13 protein-coding genes and 1 pseudogene are annotated in these 18,374 nt (G+C 51.2%); all 14 read right to left on the bottom strand.

The features are described 5' to 3' along the window. Positions 1 to 362, bottom strand: a pseudogene (locus PSI14_RS12295) (type VI secretion system Vgr family protein); the annotation flags it as partial. A 15-nt stretch (positions 363 to 377) separates the two neighbouring features. Continuing rightward, positions 378 to 1,778, bottom strand: coding sequence for a VasL domain-containing protein (locus PSI14_RS12290; RefSeq protein WP_273576165.1), 1,401 nt, complete (start codon positions 1,776 to 1,778; stop codon positions 378 to 380). Positions 1,779 to 1,851: 73 nt separating this feature from the next. Further along, complete coding sequence (gene tssM, locus PSI14_RS12285) at positions 1,852 to 5,460, bottom strand: type VI secretion system membrane subunit TssM (RefSeq protein WP_273576164.1); 3,609 nt, start codon at positions 5,458 to 5,460, stop codon at positions 1,852 to 1,854. Continuing rightward, the gene (gene tssA, locus PSI14_RS12280) at positions 5,457 to 6,911 is read right to left on the bottom strand and encodes a type VI secretion system protein TssA (RefSeq protein WP_273576163.1); all 1,455 of its coding nucleotides are present in this window, start codon (positions 6,909 to 6,911) and stop codon (positions 5,457 to 5,459) included. The genes tssM and tssA overlap by 4 nt, the downstream gene beginning before the upstream one ends. 5 nt (positions 6,912 to 6,916) lie before the next feature. Next, positions 6,917 to 7,624 (bottom strand): type VI secretion system-associated protein VasI, encoded by a 708-nt coding sequence (gene vasI, locus PSI14_RS12275; protein WP_273576162.1) that lies wholly within the window; start codon positions 7,622 to 7,624, stop codon positions 6,917 to 6,919. Continuing rightward, complete coding sequence (locus PSI14_RS12270) at positions 7,621 to 8,418, bottom strand: Fis family transcriptional regulator (protein WP_273576161.1); 798 nt, start codon at positions 8,416 to 8,418, stop codon at positions 7,621 to 7,623. The genes vasI and PSI14_RS12270 overlap by 4 nt, the downstream gene beginning before the upstream one ends. Then, on the bottom strand, positions 8,418 to 11,111 hold the full coding sequence (gene tssH, locus PSI14_RS12265; protein ID WP_273576160.1) for a type VI secretion system ATPase TssH: 2,694 nt from the start codon (positions 11,109 to 11,111) through the stop codon (positions 8,418 to 8,420). The genes PSI14_RS12270 and tssH overlap by 1 nt, the downstream gene beginning before the upstream one ends. 9 nt (positions 11,112 to 11,120) lie before the next feature. Continuing rightward, positions 11,121 to 11,888, bottom strand: a complete 768-nt coding sequence (gene icmH, locus PSI14_RS12260) for a type IVB secretion system protein IcmH/DotU (protein WP_273576159.1) — start codon at positions 11,886 to 11,888, stop codon at positions 11,121 to 11,123. 2 nt (positions 11,889 to 11,890) lie between these two features. Continuing rightward, complete coding sequence (gene tssK / locus PSI14_RS12255) at positions 11,891 to 13,243, bottom strand: type VI secretion system baseplate subunit TssK (RefSeq protein ID WP_273576158.1); 1,353 nt, start codon at positions 13,241 to 13,243, stop codon at positions 11,891 to 11,893. A gap of 2 nt (positions 13,244 to 13,245) precedes the next feature. After that, a complete protein-coding gene (gene tssJ / locus PSI14_RS12250; protein ID WP_273576157.1) occupies positions 13,246 to 13,800 on the bottom strand; it encodes a type VI secretion system lipoprotein TssJ in 555 nt (184 codons plus the stop codon). Next, positions 13,784 to 15,079: a type VI secretion system-associated FHA domain protein TagH gene (gene tagH / locus PSI14_RS12245; RefSeq protein ID WP_273576156.1), complete on the bottom strand. Its 1,296-nt coding sequence runs from the start codon at positions 15,077 to 15,079 to the stop codon at positions 13,784 to 13,786. Before tagH ends, tssJ begins: the two co-directional genes overlap by 17 nt. A gap of 5 nt (positions 15,080 to 15,084) precedes the next feature. Continuing rightward, a complete protein-coding gene (tssG, locus tag PSI14_RS12240) occupies positions 15,085 to 16,137 on the bottom strand; it encodes a type VI secretion system baseplate subunit TssG (protein ID WP_273576155.1) in 1,053 nt (350 codons plus the stop codon). Next, a complete protein-coding gene (gene tssF, locus PSI14_RS12235) occupies positions 16,101 to 17,933 on the bottom strand; it encodes a type VI secretion system baseplate subunit TssF (RefSeq protein ID WP_273576154.1) in 1,833 nt (610 codons plus the stop codon). Before tssF ends, tssG begins: the two co-directional genes overlap by 37 nt. Continuing rightward, entirely contained in the window at positions 17,934 to 18,374 is a 441-nt protein-coding gene (tssE, locus tag PSI14_RS12230) for a type VI secretion system baseplate subunit TssE (RefSeq protein WP_092519773.1), read from the bottom strand.

Genomic DNA, 18,374 nt, shown 5'->3' with positions numbered 1-18,374 from the left:
ACGTTCAGGTGGAACGGCTGGGAAAAGCCTTCCGTCAGGGTGAAGTCGGTGACGACAAAGGTCTGCGGTGGCAAACCACCTGCTGTCAGGGTAAATTGCAGTCCGCTCGGTGCACTGCCACCGCTCCCACCGCCCAGCATCTGGCTGGCTTTTTGCAGCGCCTTGGTGGCGGCATGTTGGCCGCTCGCGGCCCGCTCTGCCAGCCCTTGACCGCTACCACTACTGCTTGCCCCTTGTGCCCCCGCACTCCCCAAGCCTCCCAATATGCCCGCCGTTTGTTGGGCCATTTGGGCAGCCTGCTGTCCCTGCTGGACAAATGCCTGCCCTTTCTGAAGTTTCGCAATGCTCTTTTTCACTGACATGAGATGTCTCCCTGATTAATGCCCACCGTCAAGGGTGATGGTTTGTTCATAATTTTTGGCCTGGCGTTCGGTCTCGTTTTTGCTCTGGTTTTCTGTCGCTTGCCGCAGCCGGTCATAACGGCCGAGCAGGGCATTAAAGCGCTCATCAATGCTTTTCAGCAGCACCGGAGGCGCCGTGTCTCCTTTTGCGGCATAGACGCCCAGCTGGCGCAGCAGTTCTTCCAGCGGGACTTCACTGCCGTGGCTGCGCTGGATGTCATAGATGGCGGTTTTCAGGTAGGACAGGGTGAAGCTGCCACGGGTACGCTCCTGCAACAGAATTTTGTCCGCCAGTTGCTGAAGCTGGTCGCGGGTCGCATTCCAGCTGCCTTTTAAGGGCACGCTGTCAATACGGGCGGTCATCTCCTGCTCCCACTGACGAGTGATATTCCGCTGGTCCGGTGATGTGGGCCAAAATTGCTCCGCTGTTCCTGTCACTGTGCGGGCGGTTTCCCACGTGGCTAATGGCGAGGTCTCCGCCAACCGATCCAACTGCTTCTGATAGCGAGCCAGTTCGGGCTGGTACAGCCACGCCAGCCGGGCACCCGCCGGTTGATCGGTGATGGCGTTGAGTTGTTGTTGTAACGGCTTGTAGAACAGCAGCCAGCTCCCCACCAACACCAACCCACCCAACAGGGCGCCGAGGCCAAAGCCCTGCCACGCACTTAACCCCTTCGGCGGTTGTTCGGGAAACTGTACCCTTACCCGCTGTTGGTCATTATCGGCCGCTGGCTGAGGATCATGACGCGGGGGCGGCGGCGGCGGTGGCATCTCCGACTCGGCTTCCGACTGGGAGAGATAAACCAGTGGCGGCATCTGCATCGGCTGCGACGCCGGTTTGGCGGCTTGCCGTGGTTTTTCCAGTTTTTTCGCTGCGTTCTGGAAGAACCACAACAGATTTTCCACGCGTGGCAGGCGCTTCAGGTCAGATTGCTGCAACCGATCAATAATCAGCTGGAGTGCCCGTTCGGCACGGTAAATCATCCGCAGGTCGCTGGCGGCAAAATCCTGTTGACGCAGCACACTGCCGGTGCGGGAATGGAACCATTCCAGCAAGTCAGTCCGCACTTGCGGTTGAGGCGGCCACAGAGCGTCCCATTCACTGACGATAACCCCCGCCAGCAGTTCGCAGCCCTCAGTGAACCCCGCCAGCCCGTTCAGTTGCATTCGCGCCAATGTGTAGTAAATTGCTGTCTGCAAATCGACGCCGTTGGTTTTGAATATCGTCAGGGACAGGGATTCCACCAGCGGCCAGTTCACTTCCGGTTGCGCCGGGTGGCTGGTTTTGTTGATTTCATCGCGGATAACGGCAAATTCCGGCAGACTCAGCGGACTGCCGCCCGCCCGGATGATAAGATTTTCAGGGTGCCCGCTCATATCTGGCTTTTCTCCTTAAAAAAACCCCCGCCCGAAGGCAGGGGTGGTTTGCTTTCAGTAGTAGGTCTTCACTTCAATAAAGGGTGTCTGGCAGTTTGAACTGGCTGAACAATCCGCCCGCAAAGGGGTTGTCCGATTCATCCATATAGATGCGGTAAGTCACTTCACCGCCATCGACACTGAAACGTACGTCAAAGAAGCCCGGCTGAACGTTGGTCAGCTTGCCGCTGTTAATCAGCCGCAACTGTGCCCACGGGCCGTTAAAGCTGGTGGAACGCGGAGCCTGGTTGCTTTTCGCTGGCATCAGGGTCAGTTTGCTTTCTGTGCCTGCACGCATTGAGTTTGGCCAGATCAGACGTGCCACATTGCTGCGCCCGTGGGAGTAATCCACCAGCTGACCGTCAAGGTTCAGCAAGGCACGGCGTTTGTTGCCGGTCAGGCTCACCGGTTCAATGGCGAACTGGGCACCGAGGCCGTTTTGTGTTGTAAAGAAGGTGGAGCGAATGCGGTTTGCCACTTCCAACTGTTTCATCACGTCCGGGCGGATCAGCATCTTACCGTCAGTGCCGATGGTCAGGTTATAGGCCACAAACGGTTTCAGGCTCTGCTTATAGAAGGTATCCAGTGTCCCGTCCGGCCGGAAGAAGCGGTCAAATTCGCTCAATGGCACTTCTTCGCGGGCATTAGGGTTGAATGGATAGCGGCCCGCCAGATAGGTCTTGTACTGTTTGACGACGGTGTCTTGCCATTCCACTTCCAGCGAACGCACGGCTTCCATCATCACCACGCGCCATGCCTGCTCAGCCAAATCACCAATCCAACGGTTCAACGGTTCCGGCAGGTTCTGTGCCATCTGCTGAACTTCAAAAATGGCATCGCTGTTATTCTTGTCCAGACGCATCTGTACCGCTTGCAGTGCCGCTTTACCCGGCACCGGTGAACTCTGGATCGCCAGCAGGTAACGGTGCAACGCCATCAATTTCTGGTAGACGCTTTGCAGCGTGCTGCCTTTGTCACCGTGCTCAACCAATACGCCGGTTTCCCCTGCAAAGCCATGGCTGATCGTGTTCAATAATTTATAGTCATCTCTCTCTGCCAACAGATCTTTTTCCTTGCCGCTCAGCGAGCTGTTTATCATCGGCGGATTCGTGTTATCACTCAGGATTTGCAGCGCTCGCTTGATCGGTTGCTCCCCACTGATTACCTGTTCGATGGCACTGATAGCCTGCGGCAGATCATCAAAGTCACGCACTTCGAGGTTGTTCATCGCCGCCCGCCATGTCGCAGTGTATTCTGCCAAATACAGTTCATTGATATCGTTCTGGATTTTCTTCTGATCTTCTGTACTGTACTGGTCGTGATTCTGTGACGCTCCCGTATCGTTGGATTTCTCCTGATTATTCTTCGCTATGTTCAACACCCAGCTATCCATCTCAGTCAGTTTCGTCAGTTCGTCTTTCTGCCGGACGAAGTAATCCATCAAACCGTGACGGGTCAGGAACTGCGGAATAACCAGCCGTTTTTCGTTGCTGACAACAAACACGCTGTCAAAGCTTGGGCCAATCTGATCACGCAGATTGATTGGTGCTGCCAGTGCATCCTGTGCTTTGATACGCAGGTTCTGGTACACCCGCTGCTTGACGGAAAGTGTTTTCAGCTCCTGCTGGGCTTGATGGATTGGCTTAACAAACGGCGCGAAGCGATCGATGGCATCCTGTTCGCCTTTATCACGTTTTTCTTTCCAGTCGGTACTATCCAGGGCGTAATCCAGATGGGTCAGTAACGCATCCTGTACACCACGCTGGCCCATGAACTCCTTGCTCCAACGCTCGCGCATATACTGTGCTACCAGTCCGTTGTTGCGCTTGCTTTTATCTTCCATCATGCGCATCACGCGCAGGATCTCGAGTTTTTCCTCACTGCCCACCTTTGCCTGATTCAGGTCATCCAGCAACCCCTGCATCAGGGATGGCAGGAAACGCTGCTCCAGCAATTTCAGGTAGGTTTTTGCCACATACGGACCGACGCGATCGCCTTGGTACAGTGCCATATCTGTCAGGAAGGATTTGTTCTCGTGATAGTTACCGTAAGCCAATGTTGCATCACGGATCGGATTCATCAGCGGCAACTGGAGATTGCCATAGTGGTCATCACCTTTCGGTGGCGGGACAGACAGGAAATTTTTCACCTGTGCCAATACTTCCTCACCCGCCCGATAGTTTTTCTGGTAGAAATAATGCCAGCCGCCCCACATCGCCACGATGACCAATGCACTGATGGTGGAGAAGGTATACAACTGGCGGCGGTTCCGGCTCAGCCAGATGCGGTTTTCAGCCGCCAGATTCGGCTCTGCCAGCAAGACATTTTCAAACAGGGAGTGGGTGAAGTACGGCAGGGTGTCGCCCGCCGGCCAGGTTGGGAACGCCTGGGAACCCAAATGATACTGAGCCGAAGCAGATTGGGTGAACAGGTCATCCATCTGTCCCACCTGATGCGCCGACGTCAGATAAACGCCACGCAAGGTCGAACGTTGATGTTCGTCGTTATACAGAATATCTTCCAGCATCTGGACAATGTAGCTGTACAAGCCCTGAACCTGACGGGTGAAACTGAACAGGGCGCTGCGCTGGTTGGCATCCACATTGTTCAGCATCATGTCCGGCATCGCCGTATTCAGGTTGTTCATCCACTGTTTCCAGAACTGCTCCAGTTCACTGTGCCACGCTTTCTCATCGCGGTTATTGAGACTGAATGTCACCCCCAAAATCTGGTCGCGCAGTTTGCGATCCAGTGACTGGTACATCGCCTCAAAGCCGTGCAGCAGGTCAATTTTGGTCATCACCAGATAGAGCGGCAACTGGCTGTGGAAGGTCAGGCGAATATCTTGCAGGCGTTGGTGGATCTCCCTCACATAACGTTCGCGCTGTTCGCGGTTATCTGTCATCAGGCGCAGGGTATCCACGGTCAGAATAATCCCGTTGAGCGGCTGGCGCTGGCGGTTTTCAGTCAGCCAGTTCAACAACGATTCCCACAGGCGGCTGTTGATTTGTGGTTTATCGCTGTTAAGCGGGACGGGCTGGTCAATCAACTGGCCTTTCGGATCGATGATGACCGCTTTTTCCCCCAACCAGCAGCGCAGCATCAGGGGTAACTCTCCGTCCTGACGCAAATATTCCGGTGCCGCGATCTCGGATAGCTTATAACCTTCCTTTATCAGTGAGGTTTTACCGCTTTTCTGGCTACCGATGACCATGTACCACGGACGCTCATACAGGTAATTATAGGTGTCCAGATGGCGTTGCAGCTGGGATTTCCAGTGGTCGAGGTAGCGATCTTGATGTTCAATATCTACCCGTACCGGATCAACCACTTTCAATTCAACGTCAAGGTTAAGTTTTTCCAGTGTCCGCAAGCGACGCCACGCTTTCATGCCAATCCAGAACACCACCACCATAATGATGATGGCGGTTGCCAACCAGCGTGCCGCGAGGCTTTCCAGCGGATAGTCGCTGCGGACTTTCCATTCTGGTCCCCACCACCAGATTGCAATCAAGAGCAAGCAGGGGATAAGCGCCAGAATCAGCGTCATCAATGCCTTGAGGCGTGGCAGGGACTTAAACTTCGCCAGCGCCGGCAAGGCTGATTTCAATGGTGCCAAAGATGACAAAGAGGGCCATTTCATGGGTTAACGCTCCTGTTTGAAGCCGTATCCTTAGAAGGAGAAGGGAGTTTTTCAGCCAGTTTTTCAGCCAATAAAGCCAATAGGCTCGGCTCCCATTGAGTAAGTTGCATGTGTTGCCCCGTGTGTAACAAATTCCGGTAATGCTGTTGAGCCAGCGCAGTCATGCCAGCTTCTGCAAGCAATTGAGCATTGAGTAGTTGGCCATAGAATTGATCCCGTGGCTCGGTTAACTGTTGCTGATGTTCTTCCAGCATTTTCAGGGCTGCTTCCAATCCTTGTTGCTGGAAACATTGCCAGATAACCTCCTGATCAGCAGAAACGGAACCATTGCCCGTTGCCACTGGTTCAGGAGCGAGCCAGTCGAGAGTTTCAGGAGAAATAAACGGACTCATGTCAGAAAAACTTAAGGTTTTCAGTCCGGGCAATCGTTCCAGAAAAGCACTCAGCTCGTCGCGAATGGCCAGCGAGACGTTTACGTAACCCAATTGCAAGGCAGCTTGAGCGGCGATGGCATGACCATCCAGCCAGTAAGGGGCAAGCGTCAGGCTTTGCTCGATTTGTTGGAGCAATTTGTTGTCTGCCATTGGCAATCTTGCCAAATAGTCAGCAGTGCGATCTGCGGAAGTCGGCGCTAACGGGGTTTTACCTGTTGCGTTCGCCATCGGCGCCGTGGTGATGGTGTGCCATACTGCGTGGCGGCGCAGAGAATAACCCACCGGCGATTCGGGATGCCGCTCACACAGCAAATCCGCGACGGTCATCAGGGTCTGTTTCCACGCCTTTTCGCTCGAGCTGTTGACGTCTACTTCTGGCATTGGTGCAGCTGCATAGCTCTGGGGTGCTTGCGCCAGAGATTCGGCTGTGGGTGCTGATGTCGTAGCTGGAGCGGGCTTTGTCTCCATGGATACAACTTCTGGCTGGCGGTTATAACGAATGCGCAGTTGATCAACTTCTTTGGCAAGATCAGGTTCATTGGTATGCCAGCATTGGGCGAGATGTGCAAATGCGCCTTGTGCATCATCCCGCTCACTTTTGCTCGCTTGTTCAATAAAACTGCCTTGGGATGATTCAAAACGCTTGAGCACTTGCTGTGCCAATCGCCGTTTTAACTGTGGCTTGGTTGGCCAAGCTTTTTCCCAGTAATTTTTGACATACTCGGTCAGTAGTTCCATGGCAAGGATCAATTCAGCACCATTGCTGGCATGTTGCAATGTACGCAACAAATGCACCATCAGCCGGAAGTCCTTGCTCTTTTCGCTCAGCAGTTGCAAGGCTTGTCGCTGGATCTCTTCAACATCCAGCGAGCCATGCGACAGTGAGCCAAATTTGATCATCTCGCCGTCAATGTATTCCCATGCCGGTTCATTGTCTCCCAGCCCTTTGCCAATCTGTTCGTCGGACAGGGGGGCCAGCAGGGAGCCGAACCAATCGAATTGTGTTCTGATGTCCATGTCGATTACCAACGACAGGCAGCGCGTAATGGCTTCGCTGCCTGCTCCAACTGAGAAATGTTAAAGGTTACCCGGCTACCATTACTGCCCGTAATGCTCACTCGGTCGCTGTCCATCAGGCGCTTGATTTCCTCAATGCCCGGTAAGCCACGGCTGGATTCCCATAAGTAACCATGCTCCCGCACGAACCATTCAGTACGATACTCGGTTCTGTCTGTTGCCACGGTAACCACCCCTGATTCCACGGACTTAGGCAGTGCTACCTGCAAGCGGGTGATGCTGTCAATGCAACTCAGCATTAATACAGGGCGTGGAGGAGGAACCCCAATCGCGGGTGTGGTCAGGATAATCGGTGCTGCGCCGTTCTCTCCCTGCGTCATCATGAAGCTGGTGGAGTAATCGGTGCGTTTCATCTCCTGTTCCATCGCTTTCCGCCATGAAGGCCCCATATTTTCGATAGGAATTTGTACAGTTTTGAACTGGAGGTTATTCAACGCCCTGTCATAGCATGCCAGCCGAATAAGAGGTGACGGCTCAAAGCGGCATTTATGCAGTTCATCTAAATTTTGCTCTTCCTTTACTACCGCGACTGCTTCCGTTGTTTTTACCGCTTCCGTTGGTGTTACCATTTCCATTGGTTTTACCATCTCTGTAAGCTTGGGGTTCCCTGTCAATGAAGCGAGCAATGAACTGATAATTAAAACAATATTCATAATCTACACCCGTATTTAGCCAGTTTGTAAACCAACGTCCTCTGGGGAATTCCCAAACTTTGCGCAATCAATCTGGTGTCGTTGCCAAACTGACGCTGACGTTGAACCAACACGGCGCTTTCAAATTCTTCTATGGCCTTTGGCAGATTATCGATATGACTGTAATCCACGGAGATACTGCTGACCGCCGCCGGGTTTTTCGATTCACTCAGGGAAGCAAGCAGTTCATCCAATTGTTTTTCTTTTTGGCGTTGAACCTGAAATACCTGACGGATTTGGCGTAACTGTCCGCGCAGTTGCTCAAGTTCCTGCAATTTTTTCAGGCGATGCTGCATAACATGGCAATAAATGCCGAACATGTTTTCATTGTTGGTGAAAGGGACTACATTTTCGGCAAAGATGGCGATGACACCGCAAGCCTGCCCATTGCAGTCAAACAGAGGCGTGCCGTATAACCCACAGTTATGCGGCAGTTCTGCAATGAACGAGCGGAAATGTGGATCGTCAATGCGTGCCCCGTGATTAAGGGAATCCCAAACAATTGGGGTTCCCTTACGCAATACCTGTATCAACGGGTTATTGACGTCATCAATGTCCACTTGCAACCGGCGCGAATTGGTTTGCTGAGGTTCCGGCAAGTTGTAGCATTCCAGCCTGTTTTCATTGATGTTAAGCAGGAAAACTAACAGGGCATCAAAACGCGAGCTATAGCTGACCTGCAAAAAATGGTCAACCAGTTGTCCTATAGTGTCATCTTCCAATAACGCTAACGCGCTTTTCAGCCGCTGTTTCATTATTCTGCCTCCTCAACCTCTGCATGGAATGCATGTTCAGCTACAGTTAAGCGAATAGCCTTGATTGGTGTACCCGCAGCCATTTTCTGCAACAGCAGTAATGAAACTGGTGGTAACAGTGCACCATCAATGATGGATTCCAACATACGGGCACCATTTTCCGCCCGGGTAGCGCGTTGCAGGATCTCTTCGGATACTTCATCGCTGATAGTGACTTCTGCGTTGAAACGCTGAGTCAGCAGGGTATCCAGTCGAGCCAGTTTGCCCTGAATGATGGTTTTCAGCGTTTCATGGCCCAGCGGCAGGTAAGGGATCACTTCCATACGCGCCAACAGTGCCGGCTTGAAGAATGCCGCCAGTTCTGGATACAGCAAGTCGTTGATCTGCTCCGGCTGCTCGGCATTGTCTACGATGGTTTGATAGCCCAAGTTTGACGTCAGGAAGAACACGACGTTTTTACAGTCGATGATGCGTCCTTCTCCATCCGCCAGTTCCCCTTTGTCAAAAGCCTGATAGAACAGGTTCAGTACGTCAGGGTGCGCTTTTTCCACTTCATCCAACAAGACGACAGAGTACGGCTTCTGACGGATGGCTTCGGTCAGCACACCGCCCTCGCCGTACCCCACGTAACCCGGAGGTGAACCAATCAGGCGGGAAACCGTGTGTTTCTCCTGAAACTCGGACATGTTGATGGTGGTAAGGTACTGACGGCCGCCAAACATGAGTTCCGCAATTTGCAGGACAGTTTCGGTTTTACCGACGCCACTTGGCCCTACCAACAGGAATGCACCAAGAGGACGTCCCGGACGACGCAAATCGGCACGAGCGGTCAGTAAGTGTTTGTGCAGGCACTGGATCGCCATTTCCTGCCCTTTAATGCTCTGTCCCAAGTGGGTAGGCAGTTCAGTGACGATAGACAGTTCACTTTGTGATAAGCGGTTCAATGGCACGCCAGTCCACTCGGCGATCACCCCTGCAATCTGGGTTTTGTCCACGTGCGGGGAAACCAGTATTTGCTTCTGCTGTAGGTCTGCTAACTGTGCATTAAGAACCGCTAGTTTTTCGATCAAGGATTGTTCGTCAAGGACTTCTGTTTCTTCTATTTTTTCTACTTCTACTTCTACTTCTTCTGCTTCTTCTATCTTTTCTGCTTTAACAGGGCTTTCAGCCTGCACAGAATCATCAGCCAGCAATTGGCTGCGCAGTTCGATGATTTGTTTCACCAGCTCCTGCTGTTGTTGCCAGCTACTTTCCAACACGGTGAGCTGTTCCTGAACTTCTGTCTGCTGGTTCTGCAATTCTTCCAATCGCTCAGCATGAACGTTCAGCCCCATGCGCTGCTCTCTTTCCAGCACGTCGGTTTCCATTTGCATCTGGTGCAATTCGGTCGTCAACGAGGAGATCTGACGCGGGGGGGAAGTCAGGTTAATCGCAACACGAGCACAGGCGGTATCCAGTACGTCAATGGCTTTGTCCGGCAACTGGCGGCCAGAGAGATAACGGTCACTCAATACCGCAGAGGCTTTCAGTGCTTCATCATCAATCAGTACGCCATGCGCCTGCTCGTAAATGGCACGCAAGCCACGCATGATGACTGTTGCTTCACCCGCTGTCGGCTCAGAGACTTTCACCAGTTGGAAACGGCGGGACAGCGCTGCATCTTTTTCGAAATACTTTTTGTACTCGCTCCATGTGGTGGCTGCGATGGTTTTCAGTTCGCCACGAGCCAGAGCGGGTTTAAGCAGGTTGGAGATATCCAGACCACCTGCCTGATTGCCTGCACCGATCAGGGTATGGGCTTCATCAATAAACAGGATGATTGGTTTTGGGGATTGACTGATTTCAGCCATGATGCCTTTGAAGCGTTTTTCAAATTCACCTTTAACCGCTGCCCCTGCCTGCAATGCCCCCAGATCCAGTGTCATCAGTTCGCTGTTGCGCAATTTATCCGGTACGCGATCGTTAATAATGCGCAGTGCCAGACCTTCAATCAGGGCACTTTTACCCACACCCGCTTCACCAACGACGATTGGGTTGTTTTTGCGGCGACGGCAAAGAATGTCGATCATCAGATCGATTTCATTATCGCGACACAAAACCGGATCAAGCTTGCCCTGACGTGCCTGCTCGGTCATGTTCTGGGTAAAACGCGCCAGCAGGTTATCGCTGTTTGCCGGATGTACGTTCTGCCCATCTTTATCACTGACAGCAAAAGGCTGCTCTGCCGAGCCATTTGTCCATTCCGCAAAGTTTTGACGCAATAATTCGCGGTTGATACCTGCCAACAGACGTGCGGTCTGTGGTGCCAGATAACGCAGCGGGCTGAACAGCAACGTAATCAGCATAACGCCACTGCGCAATTCGCTGTGCTGCATTTCTGTGGAAGCCAATAGCCAGCTATCCTGTAACCATTCCACCAGCATTGGGGAAAAATTCGGGTAAGTCTGCACAATCGATTGATGGTGCGTCATTACCTGATCGAGTTGTTCCTTCAGCAGATCTTTATCAATGTCTACTTTATTTAGGATCAGTCGCATGTCACTGAGGGGCGTATCGATCATTTGAAGCAGTAGCTGTGCAACGGTGATTTCAGGTTGTTGCTGACTGACGCAAGATGCCGCCGCCGCTTCCAGTGCATGGCGGGTCATCGGGTTTAAACGATTTACAAGGGTAGGCAGATCAATCTGGATCATGGCGACTTCCTATCTTAATAAGTTACTTAGCTGCTTTAATATGTCTTGGCTCTGATCACCGAGGCGAATGGCATAAAAGCTGTAAATAGCCACAATCAAGCCCACGCTGATAGCGAACAGGTGCTTGATCGTCCATCGTCTACTCAGGCGATAACGCGCATCACTTTCGTTGACGTTGACATACAGCGTGGTCGGCGGAGCATCTCCGCGCAGTGAGTGAAGCTGTTGCTGTAGGCGACGGAACAGGCGCTCAAAGTCATCGCTTTTCTGGGTGCTGACTTTGTAGCGTCCGCGATATCCCAGACAGAGGCAGAGGTAAATAAATTCCAGCAGGTGCTGATAGCGCTGGGCTTCTCCTATCAAACGTTCAAGCAATACGAAGACCTTCTCACCTCCCCAGGTTTCATTGTGGAAGTGCACCAACAGTGATTGCTTCAACCAGCCATTCTGACTGTTCCAGCCGTGCCCCAATGCGGTTTCATCAATGAAGGTACACAGAACGTAACGGAATGAAACAATCGCGCCCGGCTCATAACCTTTGGTTTGCAGGTACTGCTCAATGGCTCGAATATCAGTAACAACCTGTTGGTAAAGCTTGTCCGGAAGTGCCTGATCATTCATGTCCTGTAAACGCAAAACCATCCCCAGCAAGGGGGTGGCGGCATCGATCATTGGGTTGAGACTTTCACCACGCAACGGTAGCTGGTACTGACGCTGAAATGTTTTCAACGTTTCAGATTTTTCCAGCGACAGACTGTCAACATTGATATCACTCATGATTATTCCTTACCGCCCCTGATAGCCCAGAGCTGCATATCTAAGTCAGGGAAATCCCCTGATACGTGGAACGCGATGGAATTTCCTTGCTGGATCTCTTTCCATGCCGGACTCTTCTGATCCAGACGGAAGTAGGTATATCCAGAGTGGTACGGCAACTGGCGAGGCGCTGCGGACAATGCAATCAGTGGCACGCCCGGCAACTGAACGCTGACCAGATCGCGGATTTTTTCCATTGAGGTAACTTTGGTTTGCTGGACGAACTGACGACGCAACTGTTCCTGCGGTGTGCTGGCGCTGATTGCCAGTACGAATTCGGCTTTGCGCAGCAGATCGTTGTCGTGGAGCGTTGCCACACGAATACCCCCTTCGTTCTGTTTCAGTGCAATCGAAGTTGCACGCGGGGTCAGAACGACGTTCAACGCATCACGAATTGCGTGCATCGCATCTTGGAAGGTGTCTGTCAGGTTATTGTGGTCATACGCCAAGACATTTCCTGGCAGGCGGCTTGCATCGGTAAACGTTCTCAATTCGCCACAAGTCTGGAGTAGCTCGGTATATAAATACAGTGGGTGCAGAACGGTTTGTTTTGCATAATGGTTGAACAATGGCTGAACGCGGTTGAGCAATTGCAGCATCATAAATTCTGCGACATCCGCCACCCCTTGCTGACCCGGTGAACCAATGCGTTTAGCCAGTGTTCTTGAACGCTCGGTCAGCAGGCCATCTATTTCCACCATGAAACGCTTGAGTTTGTCGGCCACGAAGATCGACAAACACGTCGGGATAAATTCGTTATCCAGAACGATAGTGCCATCTTTCTGCTTTTCTTTGATGCGGCACAGCGGAATGGCGGTGTAAGCACTCATGTCCTCGGAGCCTTGCATCAGAACTGGCGTCAGTTGGGCAAGGTTGAGGGCAAAGGCATCGCCACCTTTGGTATGGAGGTCACGGACATCAGTAGGAAGTTCCCGATAACGCACCGCGCTTTGGGTTTCTGCATCCCGATCAGCAATTTCCCGAATGGTATCGCTGGACATTGGCAACGCCAGATAAATATCCTTGCTTTTCAGGTCATTGATATTTTCGATATCCAACGGTTTTGGCAGCAAATCTTGGCTGGGCGCAGAAAAAATGGTGCCATCAGGCATGATGCCGCTGGCTTCGGTAACCCCGATACGCCCGAGTTTGAGCAAATCATCATTGATGCTCAGGGAGCTGAAACCATGAGCATAAGGTGTCAATACTGAAACAAGGCTATGTGCCAGATAATCAATGTGTTTTTGTTGTTGCTGAAAATGTTGTGGTTTGATGAATAACCCTTCGTGCCAAATCACCCGATTTTTACCTGGCATGATTACTCCTCCTCTTTTCTAAGTTCGACGTCGTTGTTTCTGACATGCACCAAGATGTGGTAATGGCGGCCGATGTCTTTTACTCGGATGATCTTTTTCCATTCAGATTGATTAGCATCTGCATAGTGAACGATGACACCGATGTAACGGTTTTTCTTTTCCAATGTGATTGCTTCCAGAGGCTTGTATTGCCCCGGCAACAGGGTGTAATCCTGATGATCGATGTAGTTTTTCCCCAGTGCCTTTTCGAGTTTGTCGCTTTCAAGCTGGTCATAGTCGGCAGCCAGAAAACGTGAATCTTCACTGAGATAAACCAAATTCATTTCAACAGGGGCCGCTTCACCACTTTCATTGGGGTTGATGTCGGATTCGGCCAGCAATGTAATGTTGGCAACAGAAGCCTGCTCATCGGGTGTACCTACCGGTGTGGAAGGGTCCCAGATGACCTGGCCTACTTTTTTTGTTGCGTTCCATGCACTGCTACAGCCGTTCAGCAACATCACTGACAGCAATAAAATCCCTACAGCCCATATACGGCGACTAGCGGAATGTGTCATTGCTGGATTCCTCCAAGCCCTGACGTAATGCGCGGTCATAAGCTTGCTCATATACCTCGCGGAATAGCTTTTCAAACCCTTGCTGGCGGCTGGATGCTAATTCACGGTAATAATTGGTATACATTTCCCAGGCCCAGGATGAATCTTTATTCCTGACTTCGTTGCTACGACGATAATGTGAGAAACGGCGGAGCAATTGCTCTGGGGAAAAGGCTTCCAGCATGGTGTCCAGTGCGGCAGAAATGGCAACCCGGTTGGCCTGATAGTGCAGTTGCAGGTTTTGCAGGCTTTCCGCTACCGCTGCCGGAGCGGAGAGATGAACCGGGCTTTTCTGATCAGAGAACATCACCTGCATGGTCGTGTCATAATCCATGTTCAGGCGCAGCGGGTTATCTTCGATAGGACGGAGTTGTTTATCACGCAATCCATGTTGTTCGCGCTGAAGAGCCAATAGCCCTTCAATGGCGGCTTTCATGGTTTTGCCCATCTCTTGCAGAAAATCATTCGCCTGCTGGCTGTCTTGCAGAGGCAAGCGAGCTTCCAGCCCACGCATGAGAGGCGTAATGGCGACATGGTCAACATCCATATTTTCGTACTGCCTATCGGAATTGATATCCGGTAAATCAAGGAACTCCTGATCCATAACACTGCCTCGGTTATCAGAAATAGGGTTAGCAAATGGGGGGGATTGGTAATGATCCGGTGGCAAAAGTTGTTCCGTATCATCCGCCTCAACCTGAGGTTTCAATGTGGTCAGGCTCTCGCTATCAAGTACCCGCAGCGGATCATCACTGAAACGGTGCATAACCGTCGGAGCAATGCTTTCATCGTGAGCAAATATAGATTTTTGTGCGGGTGCGCCTTCCATCATGGCATCCAGCGGATTGCTGTAGCTGGAAACCAGCGATTCAGGTGATACCGTTGAAGGATCAACGCGATCTGTCTCAGAAAGACTGATGTGACTCTTGATCGACAAATTGCCGACCTTGATTTGATCGCCTTGCTGTAAAAGGATCAAACTCGACTCGGGCGTCAACGTTGCATTATTGACCTGCACTGGTTCAGCAAATACTTGCAGGCAAAATGCCCCATCCTGCCACTTAATGGCGAATTGTGATGGGTGGATATTGCCCTGCTGATCCTGTACAGACCAAAGATGGCTTTCACTGCTACCGACCGTACCGCCCTGTGTCGAGAACTGGCAATTGGCGGCTTTACCACTTTCTAGCTGTTCACTGTTAAGAACCCGCAATGAAAGGATTGGTTGATGTTTTTCCATAGTCGTTATTCCATAACTGAAATTGTGACAAAGGGTTTCTTTTCCGGTTCGCCGAGAAAACTGGTCCACCCCAGATGGTTATTCTGCTTCGCCCCCAATACCATGCCGCTGACCTGATTTTCAGCCAGACCAAGGCGCAGCTCCCAAGCGAATTGGCTGCGCATGACAAAAGAAATGAACATCACCAACGGGAGGTAGTTCTTGCCATCAGGCAGGAATGAGAGGAACCGGTCGCGGGTCAGGTCGTTGATACTGAGCAGAAATTTCCCGCTATAATCCCCAACCCAAGAGCCGATGGTGAAGTTTTGTCCCAATACGGACAGCTCGGTATCACCGATTTTCTGGCCTTTATTGGTTCCCCCCAGCCGATTCTGCTGATCCACCGGAATGGTGACTTTCCTGAATTGCCAACCGTGCAGCGTAACGTCCTGCAAATCAAAACAGTGGGTAACAAGGCTGCATATCACTTCTGGTGAGCGTCCGGGGCTTGCCAGCAATCCGGCATACGCCAGCATTTTGCTGTGATTGATGTTCAGCATCCGGCGATTGACATCACTGCCCAGCCCAACGAGAGAGAACATACGCTGGGAAAAATTATCTTCCCCACCTTTCTTGAAACAGATGTAATAGCGGTATTTCCGCCAAATCTGATGCAGGAGCGTAATTAGACGATGGTTGAAAAGGTTGAGAAAATCCGTCAGGCGATTTTCCCCTTGAGCATCTTCCCATGCCAGAGCGTCCAGATAATAGCCCGGCATCGGAGACTGACTTCCGTGCAATCCCATAAAGGAAACTTCCAGTTCGAAGTATCCCTTCTTAGATTGCGCAAGCGAGATGACATCACGAGTCGGAAATGCCAGACTGGCACTGGAACGGAAACGGATCGATTCCAGATCGGGACGATCTGTCTCCCCTGTTTTATCCCACGCTACCGCCAGCTGGTTAAGTAGCTCAACCAACTGGTAAAAGTTGTACTGTGAGATGTCCAATGCCAACGGTGTGGCAGGGTTCTGCTCAGTGGTTACATCAACGAGTGTTGACCTATCTGTACCGGCCATTCATAACATTCCTGATTATCTAAATTGATTACCTTCAACATATGAAAAGCATTGACGCTGGCATACAGTGAGAAAAACCGTGACAGAACCGTACTGAACAGATAAAGCTCACCTTCCGAGCTGAATGCCTGTTGCCGGATATACAGTGTTGAGCGCAACCCACGCACAGGCTGCCCACGGAACAGACGATCTGTCGGCTCTGTTTCAATCTTCTCAATGGCATCAAGCCGTTTCTGCGATGAACGCTTGGACTGTCGGTTATGAATACTTGGGAAATCGTAGGTACGCAGCACCTGTTTCAGCGCGTCCCTATCCAGTAATGACATATAGTTAAGCGACATATTTGACAGCAGTGACCAGTGCAAACCGCCATCCAGCAGGGGATAGAGAGGCACTGATGGGCGCGTGATATTGCGGAATGTCGCAAATGACGGGCTGCCGATTGACGGGTAATTAATGTCGCCAACGCGTAGTTCTAAAGGCAATTCACGGTTGGTACAGGTCAAGCTGATCGAAACATTTTCTTTCAGTTTGAGTCTGAGCAAATCTGATTCATCTCCCCGGACAAATGAGATGAAATGTTCCAGACCCCTGCGGAAAGGTGACTCTTTCACCCGAAGACGGTAATAACGCATTGAGCGTTCATCTTCGTTATCAATTTGGTGATTGAAACTTTCAAACGGGGTATAAACTCGCTCACCAATACGGGCGCGACTGCGTTCACCATTTTCTCCTGTCAGCCAGCTTTCTACGCCATCAACAGAGAAAATGTCGTAGTTATCAGGAAAGCTGTAACTGGCTTTCAACGGATATTCAGTCTGGCTGCCATTGAGTTCAATCGCTTCACTGTCCATCGGGAACAGGTTGATTGCGGGTGTGCAGTGCAGACGGAAAGTGTCATGACGAACCTTGGCTTCGGGTGGCAATGCCTGAGAAAAATGTAAATTCAGTTTGAAATCTTTGGTCTTGAGATCTTCAGGCAGCGCCGGGAAACCTTTCACATCAAAGAACAGGAAACTTTCTGCGAAACAGAAATATTCCTGCAAAATGCGATATCCCATGTAGGCGTTTTTCGGATATGGCAGTAATGCATCTTCCCGCTCAAATCCTACAGGCACAAAATCAAAATCTGGCAGCGGGATCACGGTATCTCCTACCACCAATTCTGCTTTTCTGAAGTAATAACAGAGCCAGAAATAGAGCTGGGAGGTGGTATAGTCATCACCACTCAGGTAAAAGCGCAGTTTGCCCAGTTCTAACTCATGCAGGTTCAGTTCCGTTTTCGACGCAAAATTCAGGCCGATAATCCCGGTCTCATTACTGTTATTGACGGAGATGTCACGGATGGAAAGCGGAAACAGCCACACATCACGGCAGAGCGTGAAGGTACAGCGGCCATGATCGTCTTTTTTGCCACCCGATTTTTCGCTCGAATAAATATCATCTTGAGTTGACAGCGTATGGCTCATAATCTGTGTGCCACGCTTGACCTGTGTAGCTTTCGTCACAACGCTTTCATCGGGGGTATACTCGATGATGGTCATGCTGGGGGTTGGACGCAGATAGTTCGGCCAAAGCATATTGAGCAGGCCGTGGGTCAATTCAGGGAACTGATCATCAATCTTTGCCCGCAGGTTGCCTGTCAGGAAGGCAAAACCTTCAAGCAAACGCTCAACGTCGGGGTCAGAGCCTTGTTCTGACAGAAATGCGGCAAGATGAGGGCGCTCAACTGCGGCTTCTTTCCCCAGTTGTCGCAGATAGTTCAACTCATCTCTGAAATATTTTTCAAATGACATTTATTGAGTTCGCTCCAGGCAATAGCGCCGGTTGTTATCCAACTGGATGCTAAATTCCACAAGGTCGTTGATATCATCCAGAGAGATTTCAGCGCTGATATGAAAGCTCAACAGCAACGGATCTGAGTCATCATTGATGGCGCTGACAGAAACTGCTGATATTCTGGGTTCATAATTTCTGATGCACTCTTCAATCGCCCATTCGATACTTTGCTTGAAATCCACCGATGTCGCGGTCGCATCATTGAGATCAATGACCCCTAATTCAACGGCGCTTTGGCAGGCACCGGGACGGGAATTCAGCACTTCATTCAAATGCTTCCTGATAGAATCAAGCAGTGAACGCATCCTTGACTGACGGGAAGAGCCGGAGCTCTTCCCTTGAATGCGCTCGAACAGACTGGCAGAGCTGCCTCTGTTCCAACTGTACAGCGCAGCCAT

It is taken from the genome of Xenorhabdus anantnagensis, assembly GCF_028598555.1.
Classification (GTDB): Bacteria; Pseudomonadota; Gammaproteobacteria; order Enterobacterales; family Enterobacteriaceae; genus Xenorhabdus; species Xenorhabdus anantnagensis.
The sequence above is the reverse complement of the archived record's forward strand: the minus strand, read 5'-3'. Positions and strand labels throughout refer to the sequence as shown.

Bases quoted from the DNA above. Each gene is read 5' to 3' on its own strand.
- PSI14_RS12290 (WP_273576165.1), bottom strand. From the start codon at position 1,778: ATGAGCGGGCACCCTGAAAATCTTATCATCCGGGCGGGCGGCAGTCCG.
- tssM (WP_273576164.1), bottom strand. From the start codon at position 5,460: ATGAAATGGCCCTCTTTGTCATCTTTGGCACCATTGAAATCAGCCTTG.
- tssA (WP_273576163.1), bottom strand. From the start codon at position 6,911: ATGGACATCAGAACACAATTCGATTGGTTCGGCTCCCTGCTGGCCCCC.
- vasI (WP_273576162.1), bottom strand. From the start codon at position 7,624: ATGAATATTGTTTTAATTATCAGTTCATTGCTCGCTTCATTGACAGGG.
- PSI14_RS12270 (WP_273576161.1), bottom strand. From the start codon at position 8,418: ATGAAACAGCGGCTGAAAAGCGCGTTAGCGTTATTGGAAGATGACACT.
- tssH (WP_273576160.1), bottom strand. From the start codon at position 11,111: ATGATCCAGATTGATCTGCCTACCCTTGTAAATCGTTTAAACCCGATG.
- icmH (WP_273576159.1), bottom strand. From the start codon at position 11,888: ATGAGTGATATCAATGTTGACAGTCTGTCGCTGGAAAAATCTGAAACG.
- tssK (WP_273576158.1), bottom strand. From the start codon at position 13,243: ATGCCAGGTAAAAATCGGGTGATTTGGCACGAAGGGTTATTCATCAAA.
- tssJ (WP_273576157.1), bottom strand. From the start codon at position 13,800: ATGACACATTCCGCTAGTCGCCGTATATGGGCTGTAGGGATTTTATTG.
- tagH (WP_273576156.1), bottom strand. From the start codon at position 15,079: ATGGAAAAACATCAACCAATCCTTTCATTGCGGGTTCTTAACAGTGAA.
- tssG (WP_273576155.1), bottom strand. From the start codon at position 16,137: ATGGCCGGTACAGATAGGTCAACACTCGTTGATGTAACCACTGAGCAG.
- tssF (WP_273576154.1), bottom strand. From the start codon at position 17,933: ATGTCATTTGAAAAATATTTCAGAGATGAGTTGAACTATCTGCGACAA.
- tssE (WP_092519773.1), bottom strand. From the start codon at position 18,374: ATGGCTGCGCTGTACAGTTGGAACAGAGGCAGCTCTGCCAGTCTGTTC.